The organism is Calidifontibacter terrae (genome assembly GCF_054778835.1).
In genome coordinates this window covers 59,479-80,400 of sequence record NZ_BAAGZF010000015.1, presented here as the reverse complement: position 1 = coordinate 80,400, position 20,922 = coordinate 59,479, and the positions used below count along the sequence as shown (strand labels likewise).

Below are 20,922 nucleotides of genomic sequence, written 5' to 3'. Positions count from 1 at the left end.
TAGGGATCAGTGCGACGAGCGGGCCCAGCTGGCATGCAACCGGCCGTAGATCGAGTCGGGTTCTCCCACCAGCTCGCGGTGCGGCCCGTACGCGACGATTCGGCCGCGGTCCACGACCACAACCACGTCGGCCGCCTCGGCGGTGGCCAGGCGGTGGGCAATCGAGATCGACGTACGTCCGGCCGTTGCGATGTCGAGCGCGCGCTGAATCCGTACTTCTGTTCCTGGGTCGACGGCGGAGGTCGCCTCGTCGAGCAGCAGCAGGTCGGGGCGGGCGAGGTAGGCGCGGGCCAGGGCGACCAACTGCCTCTCCCCTGCCGACAGCGATTCACCCCGTTGCCCGACGCCGGTGTCGATCCCGTTCGGCAAGCCGGCGACCCAATCGGCCAGACCGAGCTCGGTCAGGGCCGACTCCACCTGCTCGCGGCCGGCTTTCGGCACCGCGAATCGCACGTTGTCCAACAGCGTCATATCGAACAGGAAGCCTTCCTGCGGCACCAACACGACGCGCGCTCGCAGCGATTCGAAGGGAACCGTACGCAGGTCGACCCCGTCGACCCGGATGCTGCCGGATGTCGGATCCATCAGTCGCGCAAGGAGTTTCGCGATCGTCGACTTACCCGACCCGGTCTCGCCCACGACCGCGACGCGGGCGCCGGCCGGGATGTGCAGGTCAACGTCGTGCAACACCGGCTGCCCACCCGGGTAGCTGAAGGTGACGCCGTTGAAGTCCACGGTGACTGGGCCGGTTGGCAGGTCGACGGCAGTCTCGTCGAGGTCGTTCGCCGGATCGACAACTGCGACCGGAGTGTCGATCAGACCGATCACTCGCCGCCAGCCGGCGACCGCGTTCTGCAGGTCGTTCAGGTTCTCGGTGGCCATCTGGACCGGCTGAGTGAACAGGTTGACGATGAACAGGAAGGCAACCAGTTCACCGACGGTGAGGTCGCCGCCGGCGGCTTGATGAGCACCGACCACCAGCACCGCGACGGTCGTGATCCCGGCCACCAGCTGGCCGGTGGTGAACGCGCCGACCGCCTTGACCTGAGCCCACAACGCCGCCTTCCGGTGAGCCTCGACCGTGACGTCGATGCGCTGCGCTGTGCGGTCCTGCACGCCGTACGCCCGGATCGTCGCCGCCCCAACCACCGACTCTCCGATCGCCGCGAGCATGTCGCCGACGCGCTCGCGGACCTGGGTGTAGGCGCGCCCGACGATGCCCTGGAACCAGCGCAACACCAGGAACATCGGCACGAAACAGATCCAGACGAGGGCGCCGAGCAACGGGCTGTAGACCAGCATCAGCAGGGTCGCAACGACGAGTTGACTGATTGCCATCAGCAACATCAGGCCGCTGAACTGCACGAACTGGCTGATCTGGTCGACGTCGCTGGTCACCCGCGACACCAGGGCGCCACGACGCTCCGCGTTCTGGGTAAGCAGCGACAGGTCGTGGACGTGTCGGAAGCCCTTCACCCGCAACGTCGCCAGGCCGCCCTCGCTGCTGCGGAACAGCCGCAGATTGACGACGTACGAAGCGATTCCGGTCAGCCCGACACCGATCGCCGTCGCCACCATCATCAGGGTGACGAACGTGGTGTCCGGTCCGCCCTTGGCGAGGATGCCGCGGTCAACGGTTTGCTGCACCGCGATCGGCACCATCACTCGGCCCAGCGTCGAGACGACAGCCAGGGCGACGGTGACCCACAACCCGCGGCGTAATTCCGGGGACAACGCGAAACCGCGCTTGAGCGTCTGCCAGGTGGTCATCTCCGAGGCGTCGCCGACCCGTTCGTAGACGGCGGTCACTTGGCTGCCTCCAGCTCGGCGTCCTGCTCGGCCCGCTGCGCATATGCGGTCACCAGATCTCGATATCCAGGGCTACGCGCCAACAGTTCGTCGTGGGTGCCGCGGTCCCTGACCCGGCCATCGGCCACGAACACCACCTGGTCGGCCAGCGCGATGCTGGACATCCGGTAGGCGACCATGACCACCGTCGAACCGGCGGTGCTCTCGCGCAGGCCACGCAGGATCGACTGCTCGACCTGAGGGTCAACGGCAGAGGTCGCGTCGTCCAGCAAGAGGGCGCGCGGGCGGCGAATCACCGCACGCGCCAAGGCGATTCGTTGCCGCTGGCCGCCAGACAGGCTCGCTCCACGCTCACCGACACGGGTCGCGGCGCCGTCGGGCAGCTCAGCAACGAAGTCTTCCGCGCGGGCCACCTGCAGGGCCGCCCGCACCTGTTCGTCGGTGAAGTCGGCGCCGAGGGTGACGTTGCCGGCGACCGTGTCGTCGAACACGAACGTTTGCTGGGTGACCAGTACGGCGGCGGCCGGGATCTGTCCATCGGCGAGGTCGGGTTCGGCGACACCATCCAGGCGTACGGCGCCCTGCTCGGGATCCATCAACCGCACCAGCAAGCTCATCAGCGTCGACTTCCCCGAACCGGTTGGGCCGACAATCGCCGTCAGGCTGCCCGGCTGCAGGTCGAGCGCAACGTCCTGCAGCGCCGTCCAGCGCTGCCCACCCTCGCTCTGGTCGGCCGCGCTGAGGTCAACCGATCCGGACAGGTCGTAGGAATAGCCGGCCCTCTGAGCCTGCACCGCGGCCGCGGTGTCACCGGACAGGTGGGTGTCGCCGTACGCCATGTGTCCTTGCGCGTCCAGGACGTTGCGCACCCGGATCCACCCGGCGACCGATTGCGGCAACCCGGCCAGGACCCAGCCGAAGGAGCGCACCGGGAAGGCCAGAACGGAGAAGAGATAGGCGACTTGTACGACCTGCGCCGAGGTGAGCGCGCCGGCCGCGACTTGGGCTGTGCCGACGCCGAGCACAGCGAGGGTGCCGATCGTCGGGATCGCTTCCACCAACGGATCGAAAATGCCGCGGATCCTGCCGACGGAGACGGCGGCGTCCCGCAGCTCCCGGGTGCGTATGGCGAAGCGCTCGGTCTCCTGCTCCTCGCGGCCCATCACCTTCACCAGTTGACCGGCCTCAATGCTTTCGTGGGCGACCTCGCTGACCGTCGCGCGCAACCGCTGCGCCCGCATCACCCGCGGCGACATGTGGCGCTGGAACACCAGGTTGGTGACGAACAACAGCGGGAACACCACCAAGCCGACCAGCGCGAGCCACAGATCAACCCGGAACATCTCGATCAAGCCCACTGCGAGCATCACCAGCACGCCGATCGCCATCGGCAGCGGCTGGAAAATGTTCCAGGTGGCCTCAACGTCGGCATTCGCGTTCGAGAGCAGTTGACCCGAGGGGTGCCGGTGGTGCCAGGAGAGCGGCAGCCGCAGGTATTGCCCGGTGACCTTGCGCCGGTAGCTCGCGTTCAGGTTGAAGAAAGCGACCCCGGCGGCAACGCGGCGACCGATCACGCCAATCACATTGATCAACACCACGATTCCCAGCTGCCAGATGATCGTCCAGGTGTCGGACGAGGTCATCCGGTGAGCGTCGACGGCGGGTTGCACCACGGTGTCCAGCAGGTTGCCGATGACCCGCGCGGTCCAGACCGTCATCACGCCATAGACGGCGGACCCAACCACCGCGATGCCGAGGGTGAGGGGTTGTTCACGGAACCCGCGGCCGACGATCGACGCGCCGAGGCGCAGGGTTCCGGTCATGTGCGCCATGATTCCTTGTATGTCCTCATTTGCCCAAAGCGAGCGCGCCGGCCTGGTGGCCACGATGCGGGAGGTCGGCCCGGATGCGCCGACTCTCTGCGGCGACTGGAAGGTCCGCGATCTCGCGGCTCACCTCATCCTGCGTGAGCGTCGACCCGACGCCGCTCTGGGCATCATGCTCGCGCCGCTCGCCGGCCGCACCGAGAAGGTGCAGGAGGCGTTCGCCCAGCACCCGTTTGACGAACTGCTGGAGACCATCGGCTCAGGCCCGCCGAAGTGGAGCCCGTTCGCGTTCGGCCGAATCGACGAAGCAGCCAACCTCGGCGAATACTTCATCCACCACGAAGACATCCTGCGGGCGGCCGACCCGGGAGCTCGCCGCACGCTCGACAAGGACCTGAGCTCCGCCCTGTTTGCGCTGCTGCCCCGCATGGCGAAACTCACGCTGCGCGAGGCCCGTACGGGAGTTGTCGCCGACTGCGGCTCGATCGGTCGGCGCTCGCTGAAGTCGCCGAAGGACGGACACGGGAACGTGGTGCTGCTGGGCGAGCCGCAGGAGGTGCTGCTCTACGCGTACGGTCGCGGGGCGGTCACCGATGTGGAGCTGGACGGCGCGGACCACGATGTTGAGGAACTGCGCCAGACGCCGCTGGGTGGTTGAGCCCACGGGCTGGAGCTCGACCTGCGGGGCTCTTCGTGGCGGCCCCTGAGACCCGTGCTGTTGAATCAGCGCACCGGGTAACCGGCCGCGCGTAACGCGTCCTTGACCTGCCCGATCGTCAGCTCGCCGAAGTGGAAGACCGAGGCAGCCAGGACCGCATCGGCGCCCGCCTCGACCGCATCGACGAAATGCTCGACTCGGCCTGCTCCCCCACTGGCGATCAGCGGAACGTCCACCTCGGCGCGGACCGCGCGGATCAGCTCGAGGTCGAAGCCGTCCTTGGTGCCGTCGGCGTCCATCGAGTTCAACAGGATCTCGCCAGCGCCGAGTCCGACCGCTTGCCGGCACCACTCGATCGCTTCCAGCCCGGCCGACTTGCGACCGCCATGGGTGGTGACTTCGAAGTTGCCCCGCTCGTCGCGGCGTATGTCGGCTGACAGCACGAGCACCTGCGAACCGAACCGGTCGGCGATCTCGCGGATCACCTCGGGCCGGTGAATCGCACCGGTGTTGATGCCGACTTTGTCGGCACCCGCGCGCAACAACCGGTCCACGTCGTCCGCGGTGCGCACCCCACCACCGACAGTCAGCGGGATGAAGACTTCTTCGGCGGTTCGCCCGACCACGTCATAGGTCGTGTCGCGCCCGGCGGAGCTTGCCGTGATGTCGAGGAAAGTGAGCTCGTCGGCACCCTGCTGGTCGTAGCGATGGGCCAGTTCGACAGGGTCACCGGCGTCGCGGAGATCAGCGAAGTTGACGCCCTTGACCACTCGGCCGGCGTCGACGTCGAGACAAGGAATGACACGGACCGCGACGGACATGGCGCACAGCGTAGTTGCGCCGTACGGTGGCGCGGATGAGCGTCCATCTACACGGCCCGAACCTGGCCGACCCCATCGATGCCCGGCGCGTGGCCGACATGGCGTACGACGCCAGCGAGCACATCGGTCGGGCGCGCCCCGTCATTGTGGCAATCGATGGACCGTCGGCCGCTGGAAAGTCGAGCCTGGCCGAACTGGTCGCTGGTTTGCTCGGGAAGGCGCCGGTGGTTCACCTCGACGACCTCTACCCCGGATGGGACGGTCTGGTCGCTGGTGTCGACCTGTTGGTCGAGCAGATCTTGCACCCCCTGCACGATGGCCAAACCGGAACGTACCGCCGGTTCGACTGGGGCTCAGGGCAATTCGCCGAGATTCACGAAGTTGCGGTCACGCGATTCGCGGTGATCGAGGGCTGCGGCAGTTCAACAGGCGAGGCTCGGCGGCTGACGGACGTTCGAGTCTGGGTGGAAGCAACCGCGCCAGTTCGCCAAAGCCGCGGCGGCGCTCGCACCGGTGGCTATGGCGGCGAGTGGGAGACCTGGGCCGCGCAGGAACGGGCTCTGTTCACGGCCGACCTCACGCGCGACCACGCGCAGTTGATCATCGCGACAGGCTGATGAACGAGGCGCGCGCTGTCTGAGGCGGGTTCAGTCCGACGCTTCGGGCGAATCGGGCGAATCGGATGCGGCAGATCCGAGCGCCTGCACAAGCGCTGCCATCCGCTCCGATTCCGCCGTCGCAAAACCGCCATCGGCGCGCTGCACCGCCATCACGGCGAGTTGTTCGGTGTCGGCCAGGTCGAGGGTGAGCCACGGGATTCCGCCGCCGAACTGCACCCCGACGATCTGCGCCCAGTCCAGTTCGCGAGTGACGAAAAGGTTGCGGACCAGCAGTCCGGAAGGCGTCGGCACCGCCTTGATGAAGGCGTAGCGCAGCAGGAAGGAGGCAAACGCCAGGCCGAACAGGAACACGAAGAACGCGTCGAGGTCCGTCCAACCGCTCGCGCCACCGCGGGGAAGGCTCAACGCGAGCACCGCGAACCCGACAACACATGCGGCCGACGAACCGATCGCGAACCAGCGGCCGACGCGCGGCCGGAACACCGCGTACGGGTCGGTCACAGTCGACATGCGGCGATCTCGGTGACCAGGATGGCGCGGGCGCCGATGTCGTAGAGCTCGTCCATCAGGGCGTTGGTTCGACGGCGCGGAACCATGGCTCGTACGGCGGCGTAGGCGCTGTTGTGCAGAGGCGACACCGTCGGCGACTGCAGACCAGGGGTCAACGCGCAGGCCGCTTCGACCAGTTCGACCGCGATGTCGTAGTCGAGCATCACGAAGTCGCGCGCGGTCAAGACGCCCTGAAGGCGTCGGATCAGGACCTCGACCGCCGGGTTCACCGCGGCACTCTGCGGACGAATCAGGATCGCTTCGCTGGTCAGGATCGGGTCGCCGAAGACCTCAAGGCCGGCGTTGCGCAGGGTCGTTCCGGTTTCGACGACGTCGGCGATGACGTCGGCCACGCCCAGGGTGACGGCAGTTTCGACGGCGCCGTCGAGGCGTACGACCGATGCCTCAACGCCCCGGTCGGTCAGGTGGGACTGCACCAAACCGTCGAAGCTGCTCGCGATCCGCTTGCCGCCCAGGTCTTCCACCGACGTCGCAACGCCCGGGCGTCCGGCGAACCGGAACGTGGAGGAACCAAAGCCGAGCTGGAGGATCTCGCTGGCCGGGGACTCAGAGTCGAGCAGCAGGTCACGGCCGGTGATGCCGACGTCGAGGTGGCCACGACCGACGTAGACCGCGATGTCCCGCGGACGCAGGTAGAAGAACTCGATGTCATTGTCGCTGTCGACAACAACGAGTTCCTTGCTCTCGCGGCGCCCGCGGTAGCCGGCCTCACGCAGGATCTCGGCGGCAGGCTCGGACAAGCTGCCCTTGTTCGGCATCGCCACACGCAACATCGGTGGAACTCCTCAGAGGTACTTGTAGACGTCGTTGAGGGTGATGCCGCGTTCCAGCATCAGCACCTGCAGGTGATAGAGCAGTTGGCTGATCTCTTCGGCGGCCGCGTCATTGCCTTCGTGTTCGGCGGCCATCCACACCTCGGCGGCCTCCTCGACGATCTTCTTGCCGATGAAATGCACCCCGGCGTCCAGCTCCGCGACCGTTCCCGATCCCTCGGGGCGATCCTGCGCCTTGCGCCCCAGTTCGTCCCACAACTGCTCGAAGCTCTTCACGGTCGACAAGGGTACGCAGGGCATGGGCTGAGCCGTGCCCTGCGTCCATTTCTCAGGCCGTCGCCGGATCTTTCGCCTGCTGGACCCGGGTGAGGCGGGCCCACTGCGCGAATCCGTAAAGCACGAACGCGCCATAGAAGATGTACATCACGGCCGTCGGGACGTAGTCGGTCGCGAAACCGAACGGCACCCCGACCAAGTCGACGACGATCCAGGCCAACCAGAACTCGTTCCAGGCGCGGGCCATGGCGTAGGTCGCGACGATCGAGCCGACGAACACCCATGCGTCGCACCAGGAGTACCACCACTGCGGAGTCCAGTAGGGGCTCTTGTTGGCGTCCAAGATGGCCTGGAAAACGAAGTGTGCGATGACGGTGCCGACAGCCCAGAAAGCAACCATCAACAGCCGCTCCTTCGCCGTCGCCCAGCGCGGATTGACCGCCGGCTGATCGTTGTCGGCATGGCGGTTGCGACGGTGCTGCTGCCAGCGCGTCCAGCCGTAGATGCTGGTGACGATGAAGAAGACCTGGCGCCCCGCCTGGCCGAACAGCGGGGTGCGGGTGTCGGTGCCGAACGCGGCACCGGTGTAGACGAAGAACAACATGATGTTGGCGACGATGCCGACCGGCCACGCCCACACCAGGCGTTTCATTCCGAGGTAGGCCGACGCGACGCCGATCAGCACCCCGATCAGCTCGAGCCAGTGCAACTGATACTTGCCAATGTCGATATGCCAGTCCAACAAACTCTGGAACGCGTTCGAGTTCGTGGCGGCGGTGTGCAGCGCGTGCATGACGTGAGTCTCCTGTTGTTTCAGCGCAGTTCGGCGAGTGTACGGGCGGTCGCGATGGCCGCTGTCGCCGCCTCATGGCCCTTGTCCTCCACCGATCCAGGCAGCCCGGCCCGGTCGAGTGCCTGTTGTTCGTTCTCACAGGTGAGCAGGCCGAAACCGACCGGCACCCCGGTATTCACGCTGACCTGGGTGAGCCCCTGGGTCGCCGCCGAACAGACGTAGTCGAAGTGTGGGGTACCGCCGCGGATGACGACGCCGAGCGCAACGACCGCGTCGTGGGTTGCGGCCAACCGCGCCGCGGCGACGGGCAGCTCAAACGACCCCGGAACTCGTACGACCGTCGGGTCGGCGACGTGTGCGTCGCCCAGGGCACGAAGGGCCCCGGCGAGCAGGCCGTCCATGACCTGGACGTGCCACGAGGCGGCGACGATGGCGACCCGCAGGCCGGTTCCGTCGGTAGTAATGGTTGGTGCTCCGTGACCGCTCACGCGTCAGGCTCCTTGTCCGAGGTTGTCCGGCAGATCGTGGCCGAGACGGTCACGTTTGGTGCGCAGGTAGTGCAGGTTCGCGTCGCCGGCGGCCACGACCACCGGTTCGACAGCGACGACCGTGATGCCGGCCGCGGTGAGTTGGGTCCGCTTGTCGGGATTGTTGGTCAGCAGCCGGATCGTGGGGGCGCCGAGGTCGAACAGGATGGCTGCCGCGGCGCCGTATTCGCGCCCGTCAACGGGCAGGCCCAGCTGTTCCTGCGCCTCGACGGTGTCGGCGCCTTGGTCTTGGAGGGCGTACGCCGCCAGTTTTGACAGCAGCCCCACCGCGCGGCCTTCATGGCCACGTAGGTAGATGACGGCGCCGGGCTCGGCGGAGATCCGGGCGAGTGATTCCTCCAACTGCGGCCCGCAGTCGCAGCGCAACGAGCCGAAGACGTCGCCGGTCAGGCACTCGGAGTGCACCCGAATCAGCGGGCGGTCGCCAAGGCCGAGCGGCGAGATGAGGACGAGGTGCTCGGCGCCGGTCACCTTGTCGGCGTAACCGCGTATCTCGAAGGTGGCGCGCGCGGTCGGCAGCACCGTTCGGGCAGCCGCCTCGACCCGGTCGTAGCGTTCGCGGTGAGCGGCGAGCTGCTCGATGGTGATCACCGGAATCTGTTCTGTCGCACCGAGTTCCAGAACCGCCGGCCGACGCATCATCGAGCCGTCGTCGTGGACCAGCTCACCGATGACGCCGACGGGCGCGAGGCCGGCGAGGCGGCAGAGGTCGACCGCGGCCTCGGTGTGGCCGCGCCGCTCCAGCACTCCCCCGTCGCGGGCCCGCAGCGGCAACACGTGCCCCGGGCGTACGAAGTCGGTGGGGCAGGCGTCGTACGCAGCCAGTTGGCGGACGGTCGTCAGCCGGTCGGCAGCGCTGATTCCGGTCGTCACACCTTCGGCGGCGTCGACGGAAACCGTGTAGGCCGTACGCAGCGGGTCTGCGTTGTTCGCGACCATCAGCGGCAGGTCGAGCCGGTCGGCGAGGGTGCCGGGCAGCGGCGCGCAGAGGTATCCGGAGGTGTTTCGGATGGTCCAGGCCATCCACTCCTGGGTGGTGGTCTGCGCGGCGAGGATGACATCGCCCTCGTTCTCGCGGGACTCGTCGTCGGTGACCAGCACAGGGGCGCCCGCCCGCAGTGCGGCCAGCGCGGCCGAGACAGTGTTCATGGGGTGGCTCATGCTGGCTCCTTCGGCTGCAGCAGACGCTCGGCGTATTTCGCCAGGACGTCGACCTCCACATTCACCGGATCGCCGATCCGGTGGTGGGAAAGGTTGGTGAGTTCGAGCGTGGTCGGGATGAGGCTGACCGTGACCCGGTCCGCGTCGATCGACGCGACCGTCAGCGAGACACCGTCGAGCGTGATCGATCCCTGCGCCACCACGTAGCGCTCGAGGTGGGCGGGGATGCGTAGCGAGATTTTCGTCCAGTGCTCATCCGGCTCGATCGCGAGGATCTGCGCGGTGCCGTCGACATGGCCCTGCACGATGTGTCCGTCGAACCGGCCGTCCGCGCGCATCGCCCGTTCGAGGTTCACCCGGCTCCCGTTCTCCAGCTTGCCCAGGCCGGTGAGGGCGAAGGTCTGCGCCATCACATCGACCGAGAATGCGTGGTCGCTGAAGTCGGTGACGGTCAGGCAAACGCCGTTGACGGCGATCGACGCGCCATGGGCAACGTCCCGCAACACTTCATGCGCGGCGATGGTCAACACGGCCGAATCACCCTGCTGATCGATGGTTCGTACGGTGCCCAGCTCCTGGACGATTCCGGTGAACATCAGGCGGCTCCCTTCTCGTGGCGCTCATCAGTGAGCACAATGCGCAGGTCGGGCTGCAGCAGCTCCACCTCGCGGATGGTGAACCGGCGAATGTCGCCGATCGTGGTGATGCCGAGGTCTGCGACGGCAGTCGGTCCGGCGCCAAGCAGGGCAGGGGCGACGTACGCAATCACCCGGTCGACGAGCCCGGCCGCCAGGAACGCTGCGGCCAGGGTCGGTCCGCCCTCGAGCAGGACGTCCCGAATCTCGCGGCGGTGCAGTTCATCAAGGACTTCACGCGGGTCATGGGTACGCAGGTGGATCGTTTCGACTCGACCGTCGAGCAATTGCGCGCCGGCGGGGAGGTCGCGGAGTCCGACGACGACGCGAAGCGGACTCGCCGCACTGCCCGTTGGTTGAGCCGCCGCGAGAGACGTTGGTTGAGCCGCCGCGAGGGACGTTGGTTGAGCCGCCGCGAGGGACGTTGGTTGAGCCGCCGCGAGGGACGAGCGGCGTGTCGAAACTTCCGGACCCGCGACCCGAACAGTCAATGCCGGGTTGTCGGCAATCGCAGTGCCGGTCCCCACCACGATCGCTCCGACACTCGCCCGTAGGCGGTGCGCATCGGCCCGGGCCGCCTCCCCGGTGATCCACCGCGAACTGCCGTCGGCGGCAGCACTGCGTCCATCGAGCGTTGCGGCGAACTTCCACGTCACGCGTGGCCGTCCGTGCAGCGCCGAAAACTCCCAACGCTCGTTCAACGCACGACTACGGTCCGCCACCTGGTGTGCCCGTTCGACCGATACACCCGCAGCGCGCAACCGCTCGGCGCCTCCCCCCGCCCGAGGCGAGGGATCCGCAGCCGCAAAGACGACACGCTCGACACCTGCCGCGATCAGCGCGTCGGCGCAGGCGGGCGTACGGCCGACATGCGAGCAGGGCTCAAGAGTGACGTAGGCCGTTGCGCCACGGGCCGATTCACCAGCCGCGCGCAGTGCCATCGCCTCGGCGTGTGGGGTGCCCGCACCACGATGGAAACCTTCACCGACAACCCGCTCCTCGCGAACAAGGACGCATCCGACGCGTGGGTTCGGATCGACAATTGGACCGCGTGCGGCCAACTCCAAGGCAGCATCGAGCCACCTGGTGTCGCTGGGGGTGATGGTGTTCATCGCCTCTCCCGGTCGTCCGTCATGGACGTGAACCGGGGGCGATGCAGACGCCAAGGGCCGCTCGGGTTCATCGATCCCGAACACCTGCAAGGACGTCAAGACCCTGCAGGCAACCCTGCGTCATCGACCGACGCCGAAGCATCGATCGATAGTGCGCCTCCCATCCGGACTTTAACCGTCGGTCCTGGAATTCCACCAGGTCAACCGGTCACCTCTTGCGAGGATCGCGGGTCGCGGACTATAACCGCCGGCTCAGAGTTTCACTGACCCCGGAGCACGTATCGCTGATCAGTATGCATCACCTTCCTGGACACGTCAGCAAGCACTCACCAGTCGGACATCGCAAGGCGCCTGCTCGGGCAGTCAACGTCGACGTTACCGGCGACCACCGACAACCTCAGAAATCACCAATTACGCTGAGAGCGAACGAAATTCACCGATGAACCTCTTCCTTCTCAATGGGAACAGGTGTACGATACGGAGATGAAACACGGCAGGAACACCGACCCCGAAGCGCCCATCCGGGCTGCCAAGGAATTCCTGCGAAACGTCCTGCACGAAGACGGCGTCGCCGAAGCCGTCGACGCCGCAACCAGCCCCACCCTGCTGCCCAGCATCGACCCCATCACCCGCCACCTGCTGATCATGGAACTACTCCAAGCCAGCCTGTACGACCGCCTCAAGAACCCCGACCCCTTCGACGAAGACACTGGGGACGACTACTGGTCCCCCGCCCCCATTCCAGCCCTGATGCATGCCGCCCTGGACGGCCGGGCCGCGGGTGAGCTTGTGGGAGCCGATGACCTCGACAGTGACGCCGCGAGGGTTGATGGTGCCGGTGTTTTTGGTGCCAGCGGTGATGACCGGTCCGGGGTCGCGCAATGGGCCCGCTACGAACAAGCAACCGTCTCCGCCCATCGCATCATGCAGATCTCCGGCGCCATCAGAACCCTGGCCGCCGCACGCTTCGCCGCCTACGACCCGCCTGCCGGCACCCCCGCGATGGCGCCCTCCGATTTCATCGAACATCCCGCCGACCACATCTCCCCATGGGCCGACTCCTACCTCGGTCCCGCCCTCGGCCTCGGTCCCTACCAAGCTGCCCGACTCATCGAAGAAGCTGCCTGGATGCGGACCCGCACCCCTAACCTCCTCGACGAAGTCGCCCACCAGGGACCCCGGCCACTTGGCGACAATGACGAGAACGGCGACCACACTGTCGCCGCGAGTCAGAGTCGCCGGTGCCGAGCGAAGGCTCGAAACGTGACCGGCCGTGCCGCAGCAGCCCCGATCAACCTCGACACCGTCGCCGCGATCGCCCGGGAACTCCAAGACGCCCATCCCGACACCTGCGAAACCGTTCAAGACGCAGTCCTGCGCCGCGGCATCCACCACACCACCCGTCGCGAAGCCGGCCGCTCCACCCGAACCCTCGTGACCAAACACGAAGCAGCCGCCGCCCGGAGCACCGCGAAAAAGACCACCGCCCAAAAAGAGGGCGTGTGGCTCGACCCGATCCCCGACCCCGGCTTGTCGCTACTCACCGCAATCCTGGACACCGAACGTGCCACCGCCCTGATGGCCGCTATCGAAGAACATGCCCACAACCTGCATACCCACGCCGGCGCGGTCGACAGCAACAGTCGCGACAGAGCCGATGACTCGGACCGACTCCTCGGTCAACACCGCACCGACGCCCTCTTCGAGCTCGCCATGCGCAACGTCACCCTCCATGCCAACCTCGACATCGTCGTCCCCAGCAGGGATAGCGGCTGCCACGAAGACAACGGCGACGAAGGTGGCCACGCATACGACCGTGATGAGACTGGCCACGAAGACAGTGCCGGCCAGCCTCGGACTGAGCCGCGAGTGGAGGCCGGGCTACCCGCCGAGTTCAGATCAACACCCGAACTCGCCAGCTCCCTCTCTCAGCCCGACGCCCTCGCGTTCCACCACACCGGTGCCCTGTCCCTCGGCGCGCTGACCCGCCTTTTGACAGCCTTGCCAGGCACCAAGGTCAGAGTCCGCGTCCGTACCCTCGACGACTTCACCAAGGACACGAGCACCAATCGCAGAACCAGTAGCAGCAGCGATGTCGCCGCCTACCGGCCCCGCGAATCGCTCCGCGACAAAGTGAGAGCTCGAGACCGAACCTGCCGCCACCCTGGCTGCAGCCGCCCGGCCCGCTACACCGACATCGACCACGTCACCCCGTGGCCAGCCGGTCGAACAACCCTGGCAAACCTGCACTGCCTCTGCCGTCGACACCATCGCGCCAAACATGCCGCGTGGCGAATCACCCTGCACCCCAACGGAATCGAAACCTGGACAACTCCCACCGGTCGCAGCTACACCAGCCGGCCAGGCCTGTTCGACGACCTCGCCCACATGAACTTCCCCGACCTCACCTGAGCCGATCGAGCCAGCCAGCCAGCTGAAGAGTCAGTCGGCCGAAGCCCAGCTGAAGAGTCAGTCGGCCGAAGCCCAGCTGAAGAGTCAGTCGGCCGAAGCCCAGCCAGCCGAAGATCCAGTCAGTGCTCGCAGTTTGAAGCGAGCGACCGGAGCTCATCAATCGCGCCAGCGGCGTCCTCCGCGCCGTACACCGCGGAGCCGGCGACGAATACATCCGCACCAGCCTCCGCGCACTGTTCGATGGTCTTCGCCGAGACTCCCCCGTCGACCTGCACCCAGATCTCGCCGCCATGGCGTCGAGCCGCCTCACGTACCTGACGCACCTTCGGCATCTGGTCGGCCATGAACGACTGCCCGCCGAACCCCGGCTCAACCGTCATCACCAGCACCATGTCCAGCTCGGGCAGAAGGTCTTCGTACGGCGCGAAGTCGGTGCCCGGCTTGATCGCCATGCTGGCCCGTGCGCCGGCAGCTCGCAGAGTTCGCGCGAGCTTTACCGGATCCTTCGCCGCCTCGATGTGGAAGGTGACGCTCTGGACTCCGGCCTCGGCGTACGACGGCGCCCACCGGTCGGGGTCCTCGATCATCAGGTGACAGTCCAATGGCATCGGGGCGACCTTGAGCAACGACTCCACCACCGGAAGCCCGAGCGTCAGATTGGGCACGAAGTGCGCGTCCATAACATCAACATGGGCCCAGTCGGCGTTCTTGATCCGATCCAGCTCGCTCGCCAGATTGGCGAAATCGGCCGACAGGATGCTCGGAGCAATTTGCATGTCAGACAACGCCTTCGGTCAGTTCTGGTTCTTGCGCAGCAGCGCGAGGAACATGGCATCGGTGTGGTGCAGATGCGGCCACAGCTGGACCGACGGGCCCTCACCCAGATTCTCAACCTGGGCGCCGGCGGCATCCCGCAGCAACGGGCGAACATCCTCCTGCGACACCTCGGGATGACGCTTGAGCGCGTCCGCGACCACCTGGGTGGTCTCGGCGACGTGCGGGCTGCAGGTCGCATAGGCAATCACGCCGCCCGGCTTGGTTGCCGCGATCGCCGAGTCGAGCAGTTCGCCCTGCAGGACCGTCAGCGTCGACACATCGGCGGCCGTCTTGCGCCACCGAGCCTCGGGGCGACGACGCAAGGCGCCCAGGCCCGTACACGGCGCATCGACGAGCACCTTGTCGTAAGTGTCTGGCTCGTCTTCGCCCAGCTCGCGCCCGTCGCCTGTGCCGACCATCACTTCGATTCCGGCGTCGGTGGCTGCGGAAACGGTGCGCCGCACCAGCTCGGTGCGATGCTCACTCACCTCGTTCGCGAACAACACTGCGTCCTGCTCGGCCGCGAGGCAAGCCAACAACGCAGCCTTTCCGCCGGGTCCCGCGCAGAGATCAAGCCATTGCTGCTCGCCACCCTCGACATGGGCCGCGGCGACCGCGAGGGCCACCAGCTGCGAGCCTTCGTCCTGCACGGCTGCCCGCGTCTGCCGTACGGCGCCGATCGCCCCTGGGTCTCCCCCATCGAGCAGCGCGCCCACGGGCGACAACTTCGAGCGGTGGGCACCCGCATGTTCCAATTCCTCGACCGAAGCAAGCCCCGGGCGAGCCACGAGGGCCACCGGCGCCGCCGTGTTGTCGGCGTCGAGAAGCAACTTCAGCTGTTCGTCAACCGAATCCTGGTCAGCCACACCGGAGTTGATGAGCGAACCGCGCAGAGCTCGTACGATCCACTCCGGGTGAGAGTGTTCGACGGCCAGGGCGTCTGTGCCGCTGCGACCCGCCGTTACCTCCCGCACCCACTCCTCGCGCGAGCGTTCGCTCACTCGACGCATGACAGCGTTGGTGAAACCGGCCGCTCCCGCGCCGTGAACCTCGCGGGCCAGCGCAACCGTCTCGGACGCTGCGGCGTGAGACGGCACCCGCATGCCCAGCAGCTGGTGGGTGCCCAGGCGCAGCGTGTCCAGAACCGCCGGGTCGATCTGCGAGGCCGGTCGCCCGGCCGCCCGCTCGATGATCGGGTCGTACAGCCCGTGCATGCGCAGGGTGCCGTAAGCCAGCTCGCTGGCGAACGCGGCATCCCGGCCGCTAAGCCGCGCCTCGCGCAGCACCTTCGGCATCACGATGTTCGCGTAGGCGTCCTTGGTCGACACCGCACGCAAGACATCCCAGGCCGCGCGCCGAGCGGAGTCGCCCTCGCGGCGGCGCTCGGAGGGAGCCTGCGCGGACCGCGCCCGATCGTTCCGTCGGCGCGCGTCGGGGCGCTGCCGCCCCTGCGCATTGCGGTAGCCGTTGTCGTCGCTCATCCCAGGTGTTCCCCGTCCTCGAACCGTGCACCGCGCGCCCAATCGGCGGCGGCCACGGCCTTCTTGCCGTGCGGCTGCACGACACCCAACTCGATCGCGCCGGAGCCGGCACCGACCACCACGTCGTTCTTCGACGCCCGCAACTGGCCGGGCGCCAGGTCTGTGTGCATTGCTGGCTTGGCCGAGAGCACCTTGAGGCGCTGACCGCGGAACATAGTCCATGCGCCGGGCGCTGGTGTGCACGCCCGGATCCGTCGATCGACCGCGAAACCTGGCTCGTGCCAACGGATCTCGGCGTCCTCGACGGTTACTTTCGGGGCTCGCGATGCCCCGTCATCGGTCTGCGGGACCCCGACCAGCGTGCCCTGTTCCAACGCGTCCAGGGTCGCGACCAACAGGCCGGCCCCAGCCTCAGCCAGCCGATCGAGCAACTCACCGGAGGTGTCGTGCGGACGGATGGTCTCGGTCATGGTGCCCAGCACAGGACCGGTGTCCATGCCCTCGTCGAGCCGGAAGGTGGTCGCTCCGGTGACCTGGTCACCATGCAGCACGGCGTGCTGCACAGGCGCAGCACCACGCCACGCAGGCAACAGCGAGAAATGCAGATTGATCCAGCCGTACGACGGAATGTCCAGGACCGGGGGCGGCACCAACGCGCCATAGGCAACCACCGGGCAGGCGTCTGGGGCGAGCCCGCGAAGCCATTCCTGGAAGTCGCTCTCGCGCGGATGCTTCGGGGTCGCGACCTCGAGGCCGTGGGCCTCCGCGACATCGCGGATCGGCGACGGCCGCAACGACCGGCCACGGCCGGCCCGCGCATCCGGCCTGGTCACGACGCCGACAACCTCATGCGTCGAGGCGATCAGCGCTTCCAACGAGGCGACCGCGACCTGCGGGGTTCCCGCAAAGACAATGCGCATCAGCGCTCCGTCCGTTGGTCGGGCCGACACAGGGTGCGGCCGGGATGGGGAACGAAGCTACGCATCACAGCACCAGTCCTCGGGTCGGGTGTGGGCTGTCCTTGACCACGACATCGTCGGTGAACCAGTCCGCAGCGCGGATCTGCGCCAGAGTCAGCTCACGTTGGTCGACATCGAGTCGATCGATGAACAGGATCCCGTCGAGGTGGTCGGTCTCGTGTTGGATGGCGCGCGCCAGGCGATCGCTGCCCTCGATCGTCACCGCCTCGCCGTACATGTCGAAGCCTCGAGCGACCACCGAGCGCGCCCGGGAGGTCGGCACGATGATTTCCGGGATCGACAGGCAACCCTCGTCATCGATTACCTCGTCGGCGGACAAGTCGAGTTCGGGATTGATGAGGTGACCGACCTCGCCATCGACGTAATAGGTGAAGACGCGCAGGCCCACCCCGATTTGCGGTGCGGCCAACCCAGCGCCCGGCGCGGCCATCATCGTGTCGGTGAGATCGGCGACCAACTCGCGCACCTGCCGGTCGAAGTCGACCACAGGTTCAGCGACGCGGCGCAGAACCTCGTCGCCAAATCGTCGGATCCGCTGAATGCTCATGCTCTGTCCGCCAGCAGGCCACGCACCACGAGGTCGTTGCGCAGATCCTGCGCGGAGGTGAACTGGATGCCGTCCAACCCGGCCTCCACCGCCGATTGCACGTTCTGCAGGGTGTCGTCGATGAACACGAACTCGTCGAGGCCACCGATGTGATCGGTGGCCTCGGCGAGGATCTCCCAGATCTCGGGGTCGGGCTTAGCGACACCCTCCTCGCCCGAAACGATGATCTCCTCGAACAGGTCGAGGAAATCGAACAGCTCGACCGCCTTCGGGAACAGGTCTGCCGACCAGTTGGTGATCGCGTAAAGCGGAATCTCTTGCTCGGCGAGCTCCTTGAGGACGCTCACCGACTCCTCAATCACCGACAACGAACCAGCGAAGTTATCGACATAGGCCTGCGCTGTCGCCGCCAGTTCGGGGTGTCGCTGCCGCACCTCGGCCAACGCCTCCGGCAATGCCCGACCAGTGTCGTTGCGGTGATTCCACTCGTGGAAATCGAACTCATCGTGGGCCAAGAACTGATCGGCTGCCGCGGCACCGACGACGGGTTCGACGGCGTCGCGCGGGATCCATCGGATGAGCACGTTGCCCAAGTCGAACACCACAGCCTCGGCAGGTGTCGGGGCGAAGTCGGGGTCGAGGGTGAAGTCTCCGTCGATGACGTCCATGGCGCCCAAATCTATCGGGCCGCCACCCACGTTCCGAATCGGCGGGTGCGCGCTCCTGCTGAATCGAAGCGGTGGGCACTCAGCCGAGACTCTCGCGGTGTCGAGGTCTACATCGACGGGGTCGCCGGAGGCGTTGAAGCCGCCGAAGCCGACGGGCCAGTCACCACCGCGCGATCACCACCGCGCGATCACAACATCGAGATCACGACCCCGCGATCACCACCGCGCGATTAAACGTGGGATCACCACCGCGCGATCACCACCGCGCGATCACAACATCGAGATCACGACCCCGCGATCACCACCGCGCGATTACAACGTGGGATCACCACCCGCAATCACAACGTCGCGCCGTCCGGGTCGACTCTCGCCGATACCTCGTCCTTCACCTTCGCCAGACTCCGCGCCATCCTCCACGCCCGCAGCGCCTCAGCAGCCTCAGCCGCGCGCTGGTGGTCGGCGCGCAACAACAGCCTGACCTTCCCGTCGGGCAACGGCGCGGGACCGAACCGTCTGATCCACCCCGGCAGTTCGTCGACCGACGTCTTGACCGCCGCCTCGGGCCCCACAACGGTTGCGGTCCAGGTGGTCGGGGGCAGGTCGAGGGTGGCCCGTTCGTCATATTCGCGCGCGGTGAACCAGCCGGGGGCCCACCGCACCATCGTCTGGGCAATCGGGTGGTCGGCGGCGATGCCGGCAAGCACGACCTCACCACCATCAACCACCGGTCGGCAGAGAGCGGCCGCCGCCAGCCACTGCCGGGTCGCCTGCTCCCCCGCACCCAACTGCTGCCGCTCGGTCATCGCCCACCCGTCAAGCAACACCACCGAGCGATAACCACCATCGGCGACCGGCTCGGCTCCCGGGGTTGCGATCACCAGCGCCGGCTTGTCGGAGACGGTCGCCAACACCTCGCTGCCCCCGGACCGAATGACCGGTACGCCGGGGAAAGCGCGCCCCAGTTCCTCCGCCGTGCGCCGGGCACCCACCACGGACGCCCGCCAACGAGTGTCATGGCATTCCGGGCAGCGGAAGTCGGGCTCAGGTCGGTCACACCACGCGCAGCGCAGCATCCCTTCCGAAGCGGGCAACTGCAACGGGCCATGGCAGACCGTGCAGGCGGCGGGTGTACGACAGGTGGTGCAGCGCAGCCGGGGCACATATCCACGTCGCGGAACGACCACCAACACTGGGCCTTGAGCCAGCCCCCGGTGAGCTGCCTTCCATGCCGAGACCGGCAGCCGGCCACGCGAGGCGGCGCCTTGGCGCTCCACCTCGCGCTCGTCACCACCGACGGTGATTCGCGGCAGCGTGGAGCGCGACGCGGCCCCTTCAACCGGGCGTACGACTTCGTCTCGCAGCAGCTGCTCCACCGCGACCGAGCGCGCGTAGCCGCCATACACCAGAGCGGCGCCCTCGCTGCGGTGTCGTTGGAGCAGGACGTCGCGGGTGCGCGGATAGGGCGCGCGCGGTTCGGTCAACAGGTCGTCGCCGTCATCCCAACACAGGATGAGCCCGAGATCTCGCACCGGGGCGAACGCCGCCGCTCGGTTGCCGACCACGCAACGAACGTGACCGCGCAGCACCTTCAACCAGGCGGTGTAGCGAGCCTGCGGACCTTGGTCGGCGGTCAATCGGACGACCGCGTCTTTGCCGAGCTGCTGCTCGATCCGGGCGGCAACCCGTTCGACGTCGCGGTGGTCCGGAACGGTGATCAGAACCCCGCGCTGCGCGGCGAGCGCGGTCTGGGCGGCGTCGGCAAAAAGTTGCGGCCAATCGGTCGACGGGTCGACGGACGGGATGGCGAGCAAGCTCGCGGCCGGGGCATCGGCGCCCGCGACGCGGCGCAGGAACGTCGGGCCGGCGGGGTATCGCTCCCAAGCCGCAGAATGCTCGAGCGGCTGCACCACCGGTGGTTGGGCTTCGAGGGGCAACGCACTCTCAGCGCGAGCGTGTCGCGGCGGCACCGCAAGACGGGTGACGTCACTAACAGACCCGGCGTAGGTCGCCGCCACCGCCCGACAGAGGCCGAGCACCGCTGGCGTCAGGACCGATTCGTCGCTGACGACGGTGCGCAGCGAACGCAGGGTTCCGACGTGGTCGGCCTCCTGAACACGGTCAACGACGAAACCCGAGACATCCTTCGGGCCGAACCGCACCTTCACCCGTACGCCGGGCCGAACCTGGTCGTCGAGGTCCGCCGGGACGGTGTATTCGAAGATGCGGTCCAGGTGGGCGATGCCCAGGTCGAGTTGCACCCGGGCAATCGGAAGCTCTTCGGCGAGCGCCGCAGCAGGTTTAGCTTTCGGCGCACGCCGTGCGGAGGTGTGCAGCAGTTCCAACTGCTGCACAGTCGCCGGATGCACCTCATCGCCCATGGACGAATTCCTATCAGGAGCGACCGACAGCCTAGTTG

20 protein-coding genes and 1 riboswitch are annotated in these 20,922 nt (G+C 67.2%); of the genes, 3 read left to right on the top strand and 17 right to left on the bottom strand.

Annotated elements, in window-relative coordinates:
• Positions 1 to 6: 6 nt before the first annotated feature.
• Together ACYU98_RS15240 and ACYU98_RS15235 are read right to left on the bottom strand one after the other, a co-directional pair.
• A complete protein-coding gene (locus ACYU98_RS15240; RefSeq protein WP_460469090.1) occupies positions 7 to 1,770 on the bottom strand; it encodes an ABC transporter ATP-binding protein in 1,764 nt (587 codons plus the stop codon).
• A 35-nt stretch (positions 1,771 to 1,805) separates the two neighbouring features.
• Positions 1,806 to 3,632, bottom strand: coding sequence for an ABC transporter ATP-binding protein (locus tag ACYU98_RS15235; RefSeq protein WP_460469078.1), 1,827 nt, complete (start codon positions 3,630 to 3,632; stop codon positions 1,806 to 1,808).
• A gap of 19 nt (positions 3,633 to 3,651) precedes the next feature.
• Here ACYU98_RS15235 and ACYU98_RS15230 point away from each other — a divergent pair, with 19 nt between their 5' ends.
• Complete coding sequence (locus ACYU98_RS15230) at positions 3,652 to 4,293, top strand: TIGR03085 family metal-binding protein (RefSeq protein WP_460469077.1); 642 nt, start codon at positions 3,652 to 3,654, stop codon at positions 4,291 to 4,293.
• Between the two features lie 65 nt (positions 4,294 to 4,358).
• Here the strand turns inward: ACYU98_RS15230 and hisF are convergent, their stop codons facing one another.
• Positions 4,359 to 5,114: an imidazole glycerol phosphate synthase subunit HisF gene (hisF, locus tag ACYU98_RS15225; protein WP_460469076.1), complete on the bottom strand. Its 756-nt coding sequence runs from the start codon at positions 5,112 to 5,114 to the stop codon at positions 4,359 to 4,361.
• Between the two features lie 35 nt (positions 5,115 to 5,149).
• Between hisF and ACYU98_RS15220 the strand changes: the two genes are divergently transcribed.
• Positions 5,150 to 5,731: a nucleoside/nucleotide kinase family protein gene (locus tag ACYU98_RS15220; RefSeq protein WP_460469075.1), complete on the top strand. Its 582-nt coding sequence runs from the start codon at positions 5,150 to 5,152 to the stop codon at positions 5,729 to 5,731.
• Positions 5,732 to 5,761: 30 nt separating this feature from the next.
• Here the strand turns inward: ACYU98_RS15220 and ACYU98_RS15215 are convergent, their stop codons facing one another.
• Genes ACYU98_RS15215 through ribD form a run of 8 tightly spaced genes read right to left on the bottom strand, consistent with a single transcriptional unit; the run spans position 5,762 to position 11,602 of the window.
• Positions 5,762 to 6,244 carry a PH domain-containing protein gene (locus ACYU98_RS15215; RefSeq protein WP_460469074.1) on the bottom strand — a complete coding sequence of 161 codons (483 nt, stop codon included), beginning with the start codon at positions 6,242 to 6,244 and terminating at the stop codon, positions 5,762 to 5,764.
• A complete protein-coding gene (gene hisG, locus ACYU98_RS15210; RefSeq protein WP_460469073.1) occupies positions 6,232 to 7,077 on the bottom strand; it encodes an ATP phosphoribosyltransferase in 846 nt (281 codons plus the stop codon). Before hisG ends, ACYU98_RS15215 begins: the two co-directional genes overlap by 13 nt.
• Positions 7,078 to 7,089: 12 nt before the next feature.
• The gene (locus ACYU98_RS15205) at positions 7,090 to 7,353 is read right to left on the bottom strand and encodes a phosphoribosyl-ATP diphosphatase (protein WP_460469072.1); all 264 of its coding nucleotides are present in this window, start codon (positions 7,351 to 7,353) and stop codon (positions 7,090 to 7,092) included.
• Positions 7,354 to 7,405: 52 nt separating this feature from the next.
• Positions 7,406 to 8,146: a nicotinamide riboside transporter PnuC gene (pnuC, locus tag ACYU98_RS15200; RefSeq protein WP_460469071.1), complete on the bottom strand. Its 741-nt coding sequence runs from the start codon at positions 8,144 to 8,146 to the stop codon at positions 7,406 to 7,408.
• A gap of 20 nt (positions 8,147 to 8,166) precedes the next feature.
• The gene (ribH, locus tag ACYU98_RS15195) at positions 8,167 to 8,634 is read right to left on the bottom strand and encodes a 6,7-dimethyl-8-ribityllumazine synthase (protein ID WP_460469070.1); all 468 of its coding nucleotides are present in this window, start codon (positions 8,632 to 8,634) and stop codon (positions 8,167 to 8,169) included.
• 3 nt (positions 8,635 to 8,637) lie between these two features.
• Positions 8,638 to 9,855, bottom strand: coding sequence for a 3,4-dihydroxy-2-butanone-4-phosphate synthase (gene ribB, locus ACYU98_RS15190; RefSeq protein WP_460469069.1), 1,218 nt, complete (start codon positions 9,853 to 9,855; stop codon positions 8,638 to 8,640).
• Positions 9,852 to 10,451 (bottom strand): riboflavin synthase, encoded by a 600-nt coding sequence (locus tag ACYU98_RS15185; RefSeq protein ID WP_460469068.1) that lies wholly within the window; start codon positions 10,449 to 10,451, stop codon positions 9,852 to 9,854. The genes ribB and ACYU98_RS15185 overlap by 4 nt, the downstream gene beginning before the upstream one ends.
• Positions 10,451 to 11,602 (bottom strand): bifunctional diaminohydroxyphosphoribosylaminopyrimidine deaminase/5-amino-6-(5-phosphoribosylamino)uracil reductase RibD, encoded by a 1,152-nt coding sequence (gene ribD / locus ACYU98_RS15180; protein WP_460469067.1) that lies wholly within the window; start codon positions 11,600 to 11,602, stop codon positions 10,451 to 10,453. Before ribD ends, ACYU98_RS15185 begins: the two co-directional genes overlap by 1 nt.
• Before the next feature lie 148 nt (positions 11,603 to 11,750).
• Positions 11,751 to 11,883: riboswitch (FMN riboswitch) on the bottom strand.
• 202 nt (positions 11,884 to 12,085) lie between these two features.
• On the opposite strand from ribD, the gene ACYU98_RS15175 reads away from it, so the two are divergent.
• The gene (locus tag ACYU98_RS15175; protein ID WP_460469066.1) at positions 12,086 to 14,014 is read left to right on the top strand and encodes an HNH endonuclease signature motif containing protein; all 1,929 of its coding nucleotides are present in this window, start codon (positions 12,086 to 12,088) and stop codon (positions 14,012 to 14,014) included.
• A 119-nt stretch (positions 14,015 to 14,133) separates the two neighbouring features.
• Here ACYU98_RS15175 and rpe read toward each other — a convergent pair whose 3' ends face one another.
• The 6 genes from rpe to ACYU98_RS15145 form a co-directional block, all read right to left on the bottom strand.
• Entirely contained in the window at positions 14,134 to 14,790 is a 657-nt protein-coding gene (rpe, locus tag ACYU98_RS15170; RefSeq protein ID WP_460469065.1) for a ribulose-phosphate 3-epimerase, read from the bottom strand.
• An 18-nt stretch (positions 14,791 to 14,808) separates the two neighbouring features.
• On the bottom strand, positions 14,809 to 16,311 hold the full coding sequence (locus tag ACYU98_RS15165; RefSeq protein ID WP_460469064.1) for an RsmB/NOP family class I SAM-dependent RNA methyltransferase: 1,503 nt from the start codon (positions 16,309 to 16,311) through the stop codon (positions 14,809 to 14,811).
• Positions 16,308 to 17,231 (bottom strand): methionyl-tRNA formyltransferase, encoded by a 924-nt coding sequence (fmt, locus tag ACYU98_RS15160; protein ID WP_460469063.1) that lies wholly within the window; start codon positions 17,229 to 17,231, stop codon positions 16,308 to 16,310. Before fmt ends, ACYU98_RS15165 begins: the two co-directional genes overlap by 4 nt.
• 64 nt (positions 17,232 to 17,295) lie before the next feature.
• Positions 17,296 to 17,838 carry a peptide deformylase gene (gene def, locus ACYU98_RS15155; RefSeq protein WP_460469062.1) on the bottom strand — a complete coding sequence of 181 codons (543 nt, stop codon included), beginning with the start codon at positions 17,836 to 17,838 and terminating at the stop codon, positions 17,296 to 17,298.
• Entirely contained in the window at positions 17,835 to 18,506 is a 672-nt protein-coding gene (locus tag ACYU98_RS15150; protein ID WP_460469061.1) for an HAD-IA family hydrolase, read from the bottom strand. The genes def and ACYU98_RS15150 overlap by 4 nt, the downstream gene beginning before the upstream one ends.
• Positions 18,507 to 18,844: 338 nt before the next feature.
• A complete protein-coding gene (locus ACYU98_RS15145) occupies positions 18,845 to 20,884 on the bottom strand; it encodes a primosomal protein N' family DNA-binding protein (RefSeq protein ID WP_460469060.1) in 2,040 nt (679 codons plus the stop codon).
• Positions 20,885 to 20,922 lie beyond the last annotated feature (38 nt).

Coding starts and splice junctions, on each gene's coding strand:
- ACYU98_RS15240 (WP_460469090.1), bottom strand. CDS start 1,770: ATGACCACCTGGCAGACGCTCAAGCGCGGTTTCGCGTTGTCCCCGGAA.
- ACYU98_RS15235 (WP_460469078.1), bottom strand. CDS start 3,632: ATGACCGGAACCCTGCGCCTCGGCGCGTCGATCGTCGGCCGCGGGTTC.
- ACYU98_RS15230 (WP_460469077.1), top strand. CDS start 3,652: ATGTCCTCATTTGCCCAAAGCGAGCGCGCCGGCCTGGTGGCCACGATG.
- hisF (WP_460469076.1), bottom strand. CDS start 5,114: ATGTCCGTCGCGGTCCGTGTCATTCCTTGTCTCGACGTCGACGCCGGC.
- ACYU98_RS15220 (WP_460469075.1), top strand. CDS start 5,150: ATGAGCGTCCATCTACACGGCCCGAACCTGGCCGACCCCATCGATGCC.
- ACYU98_RS15215 (WP_460469074.1), bottom strand. CDS start 6,244: ATGTCGACTGTGACCGACCCGTACGCGGTGTTCCGGCCGCGCGTCGGC.
- hisG (WP_460469073.1), bottom strand. CDS start 7,077: ATGTTGCGTGTGGCGATGCCGAACAAGGGCAGCTTGTCCGAGCCTGCC.
- pnuC (WP_460469071.1), bottom strand. CDS start 8,146: ATGCACGCGCTGCACACCGCCGCCACGAACTCGAACGCGTTCCAGAGT.
- ribB (WP_460469069.1), bottom strand. CDS start 9,855: ATGAGCCACCCCATGAACACTGTCTCGGCCGCGCTGGCCGCACTGCGG.
- ACYU98_RS15185 (WP_460469068.1), bottom strand. CDS start 10,451: ATGTTCACCGGAATCGTCCAGGAGCTGGGCACCGTACGAACCATCGAT.
- ribD (WP_460469067.1), bottom strand. CDS start 11,602: ATGAACACCATCACCCCCAGCGACACCAGGTGGCTCGATGCTGCCTTG.
- ACYU98_RS15175 (WP_460469066.1), top strand. CDS start 12,086: ATGAAACACGGCAGGAACACCGACCCCGAAGCGCCCATCCGGGCTGCC.
- rpe (WP_460469065.1), bottom strand. CDS start 14,790: ATGCAAATTGCTCCGAGCATCCTGTCGGCCGATTTCGCCAATCTGGCG.
- ACYU98_RS15165 (WP_460469064.1), bottom strand. CDS start 16,311: ATGAGCGACGACAACGGCTACCGCAATGCGCAGGGGCGGCAGCGCCCC.
- fmt (WP_460469063.1), bottom strand. CDS start 17,231: ATGCGCATTGTCTTTGCGGGAACCCCGCAGGTCGCGGTCGCCTCGTTG.
- def (WP_460469062.1), bottom strand. CDS start 17,838: ATGAGCATTCAGCGGATCCGACGATTTGGCGACGAGGTTCTGCGCCGC.
- ACYU98_RS15150 (WP_460469061.1), bottom strand. CDS start 18,506: ATGGACGTCATCGACGGAGACTTCACCCTCGACCCCGACTTCGCCCCG.
- ACYU98_RS15145 (WP_460469060.1), bottom strand. CDS start 20,884: ATGGGCGATGAGGTGCATCCGGCGACTGTGCAGCAGTTGGAACTGCTG.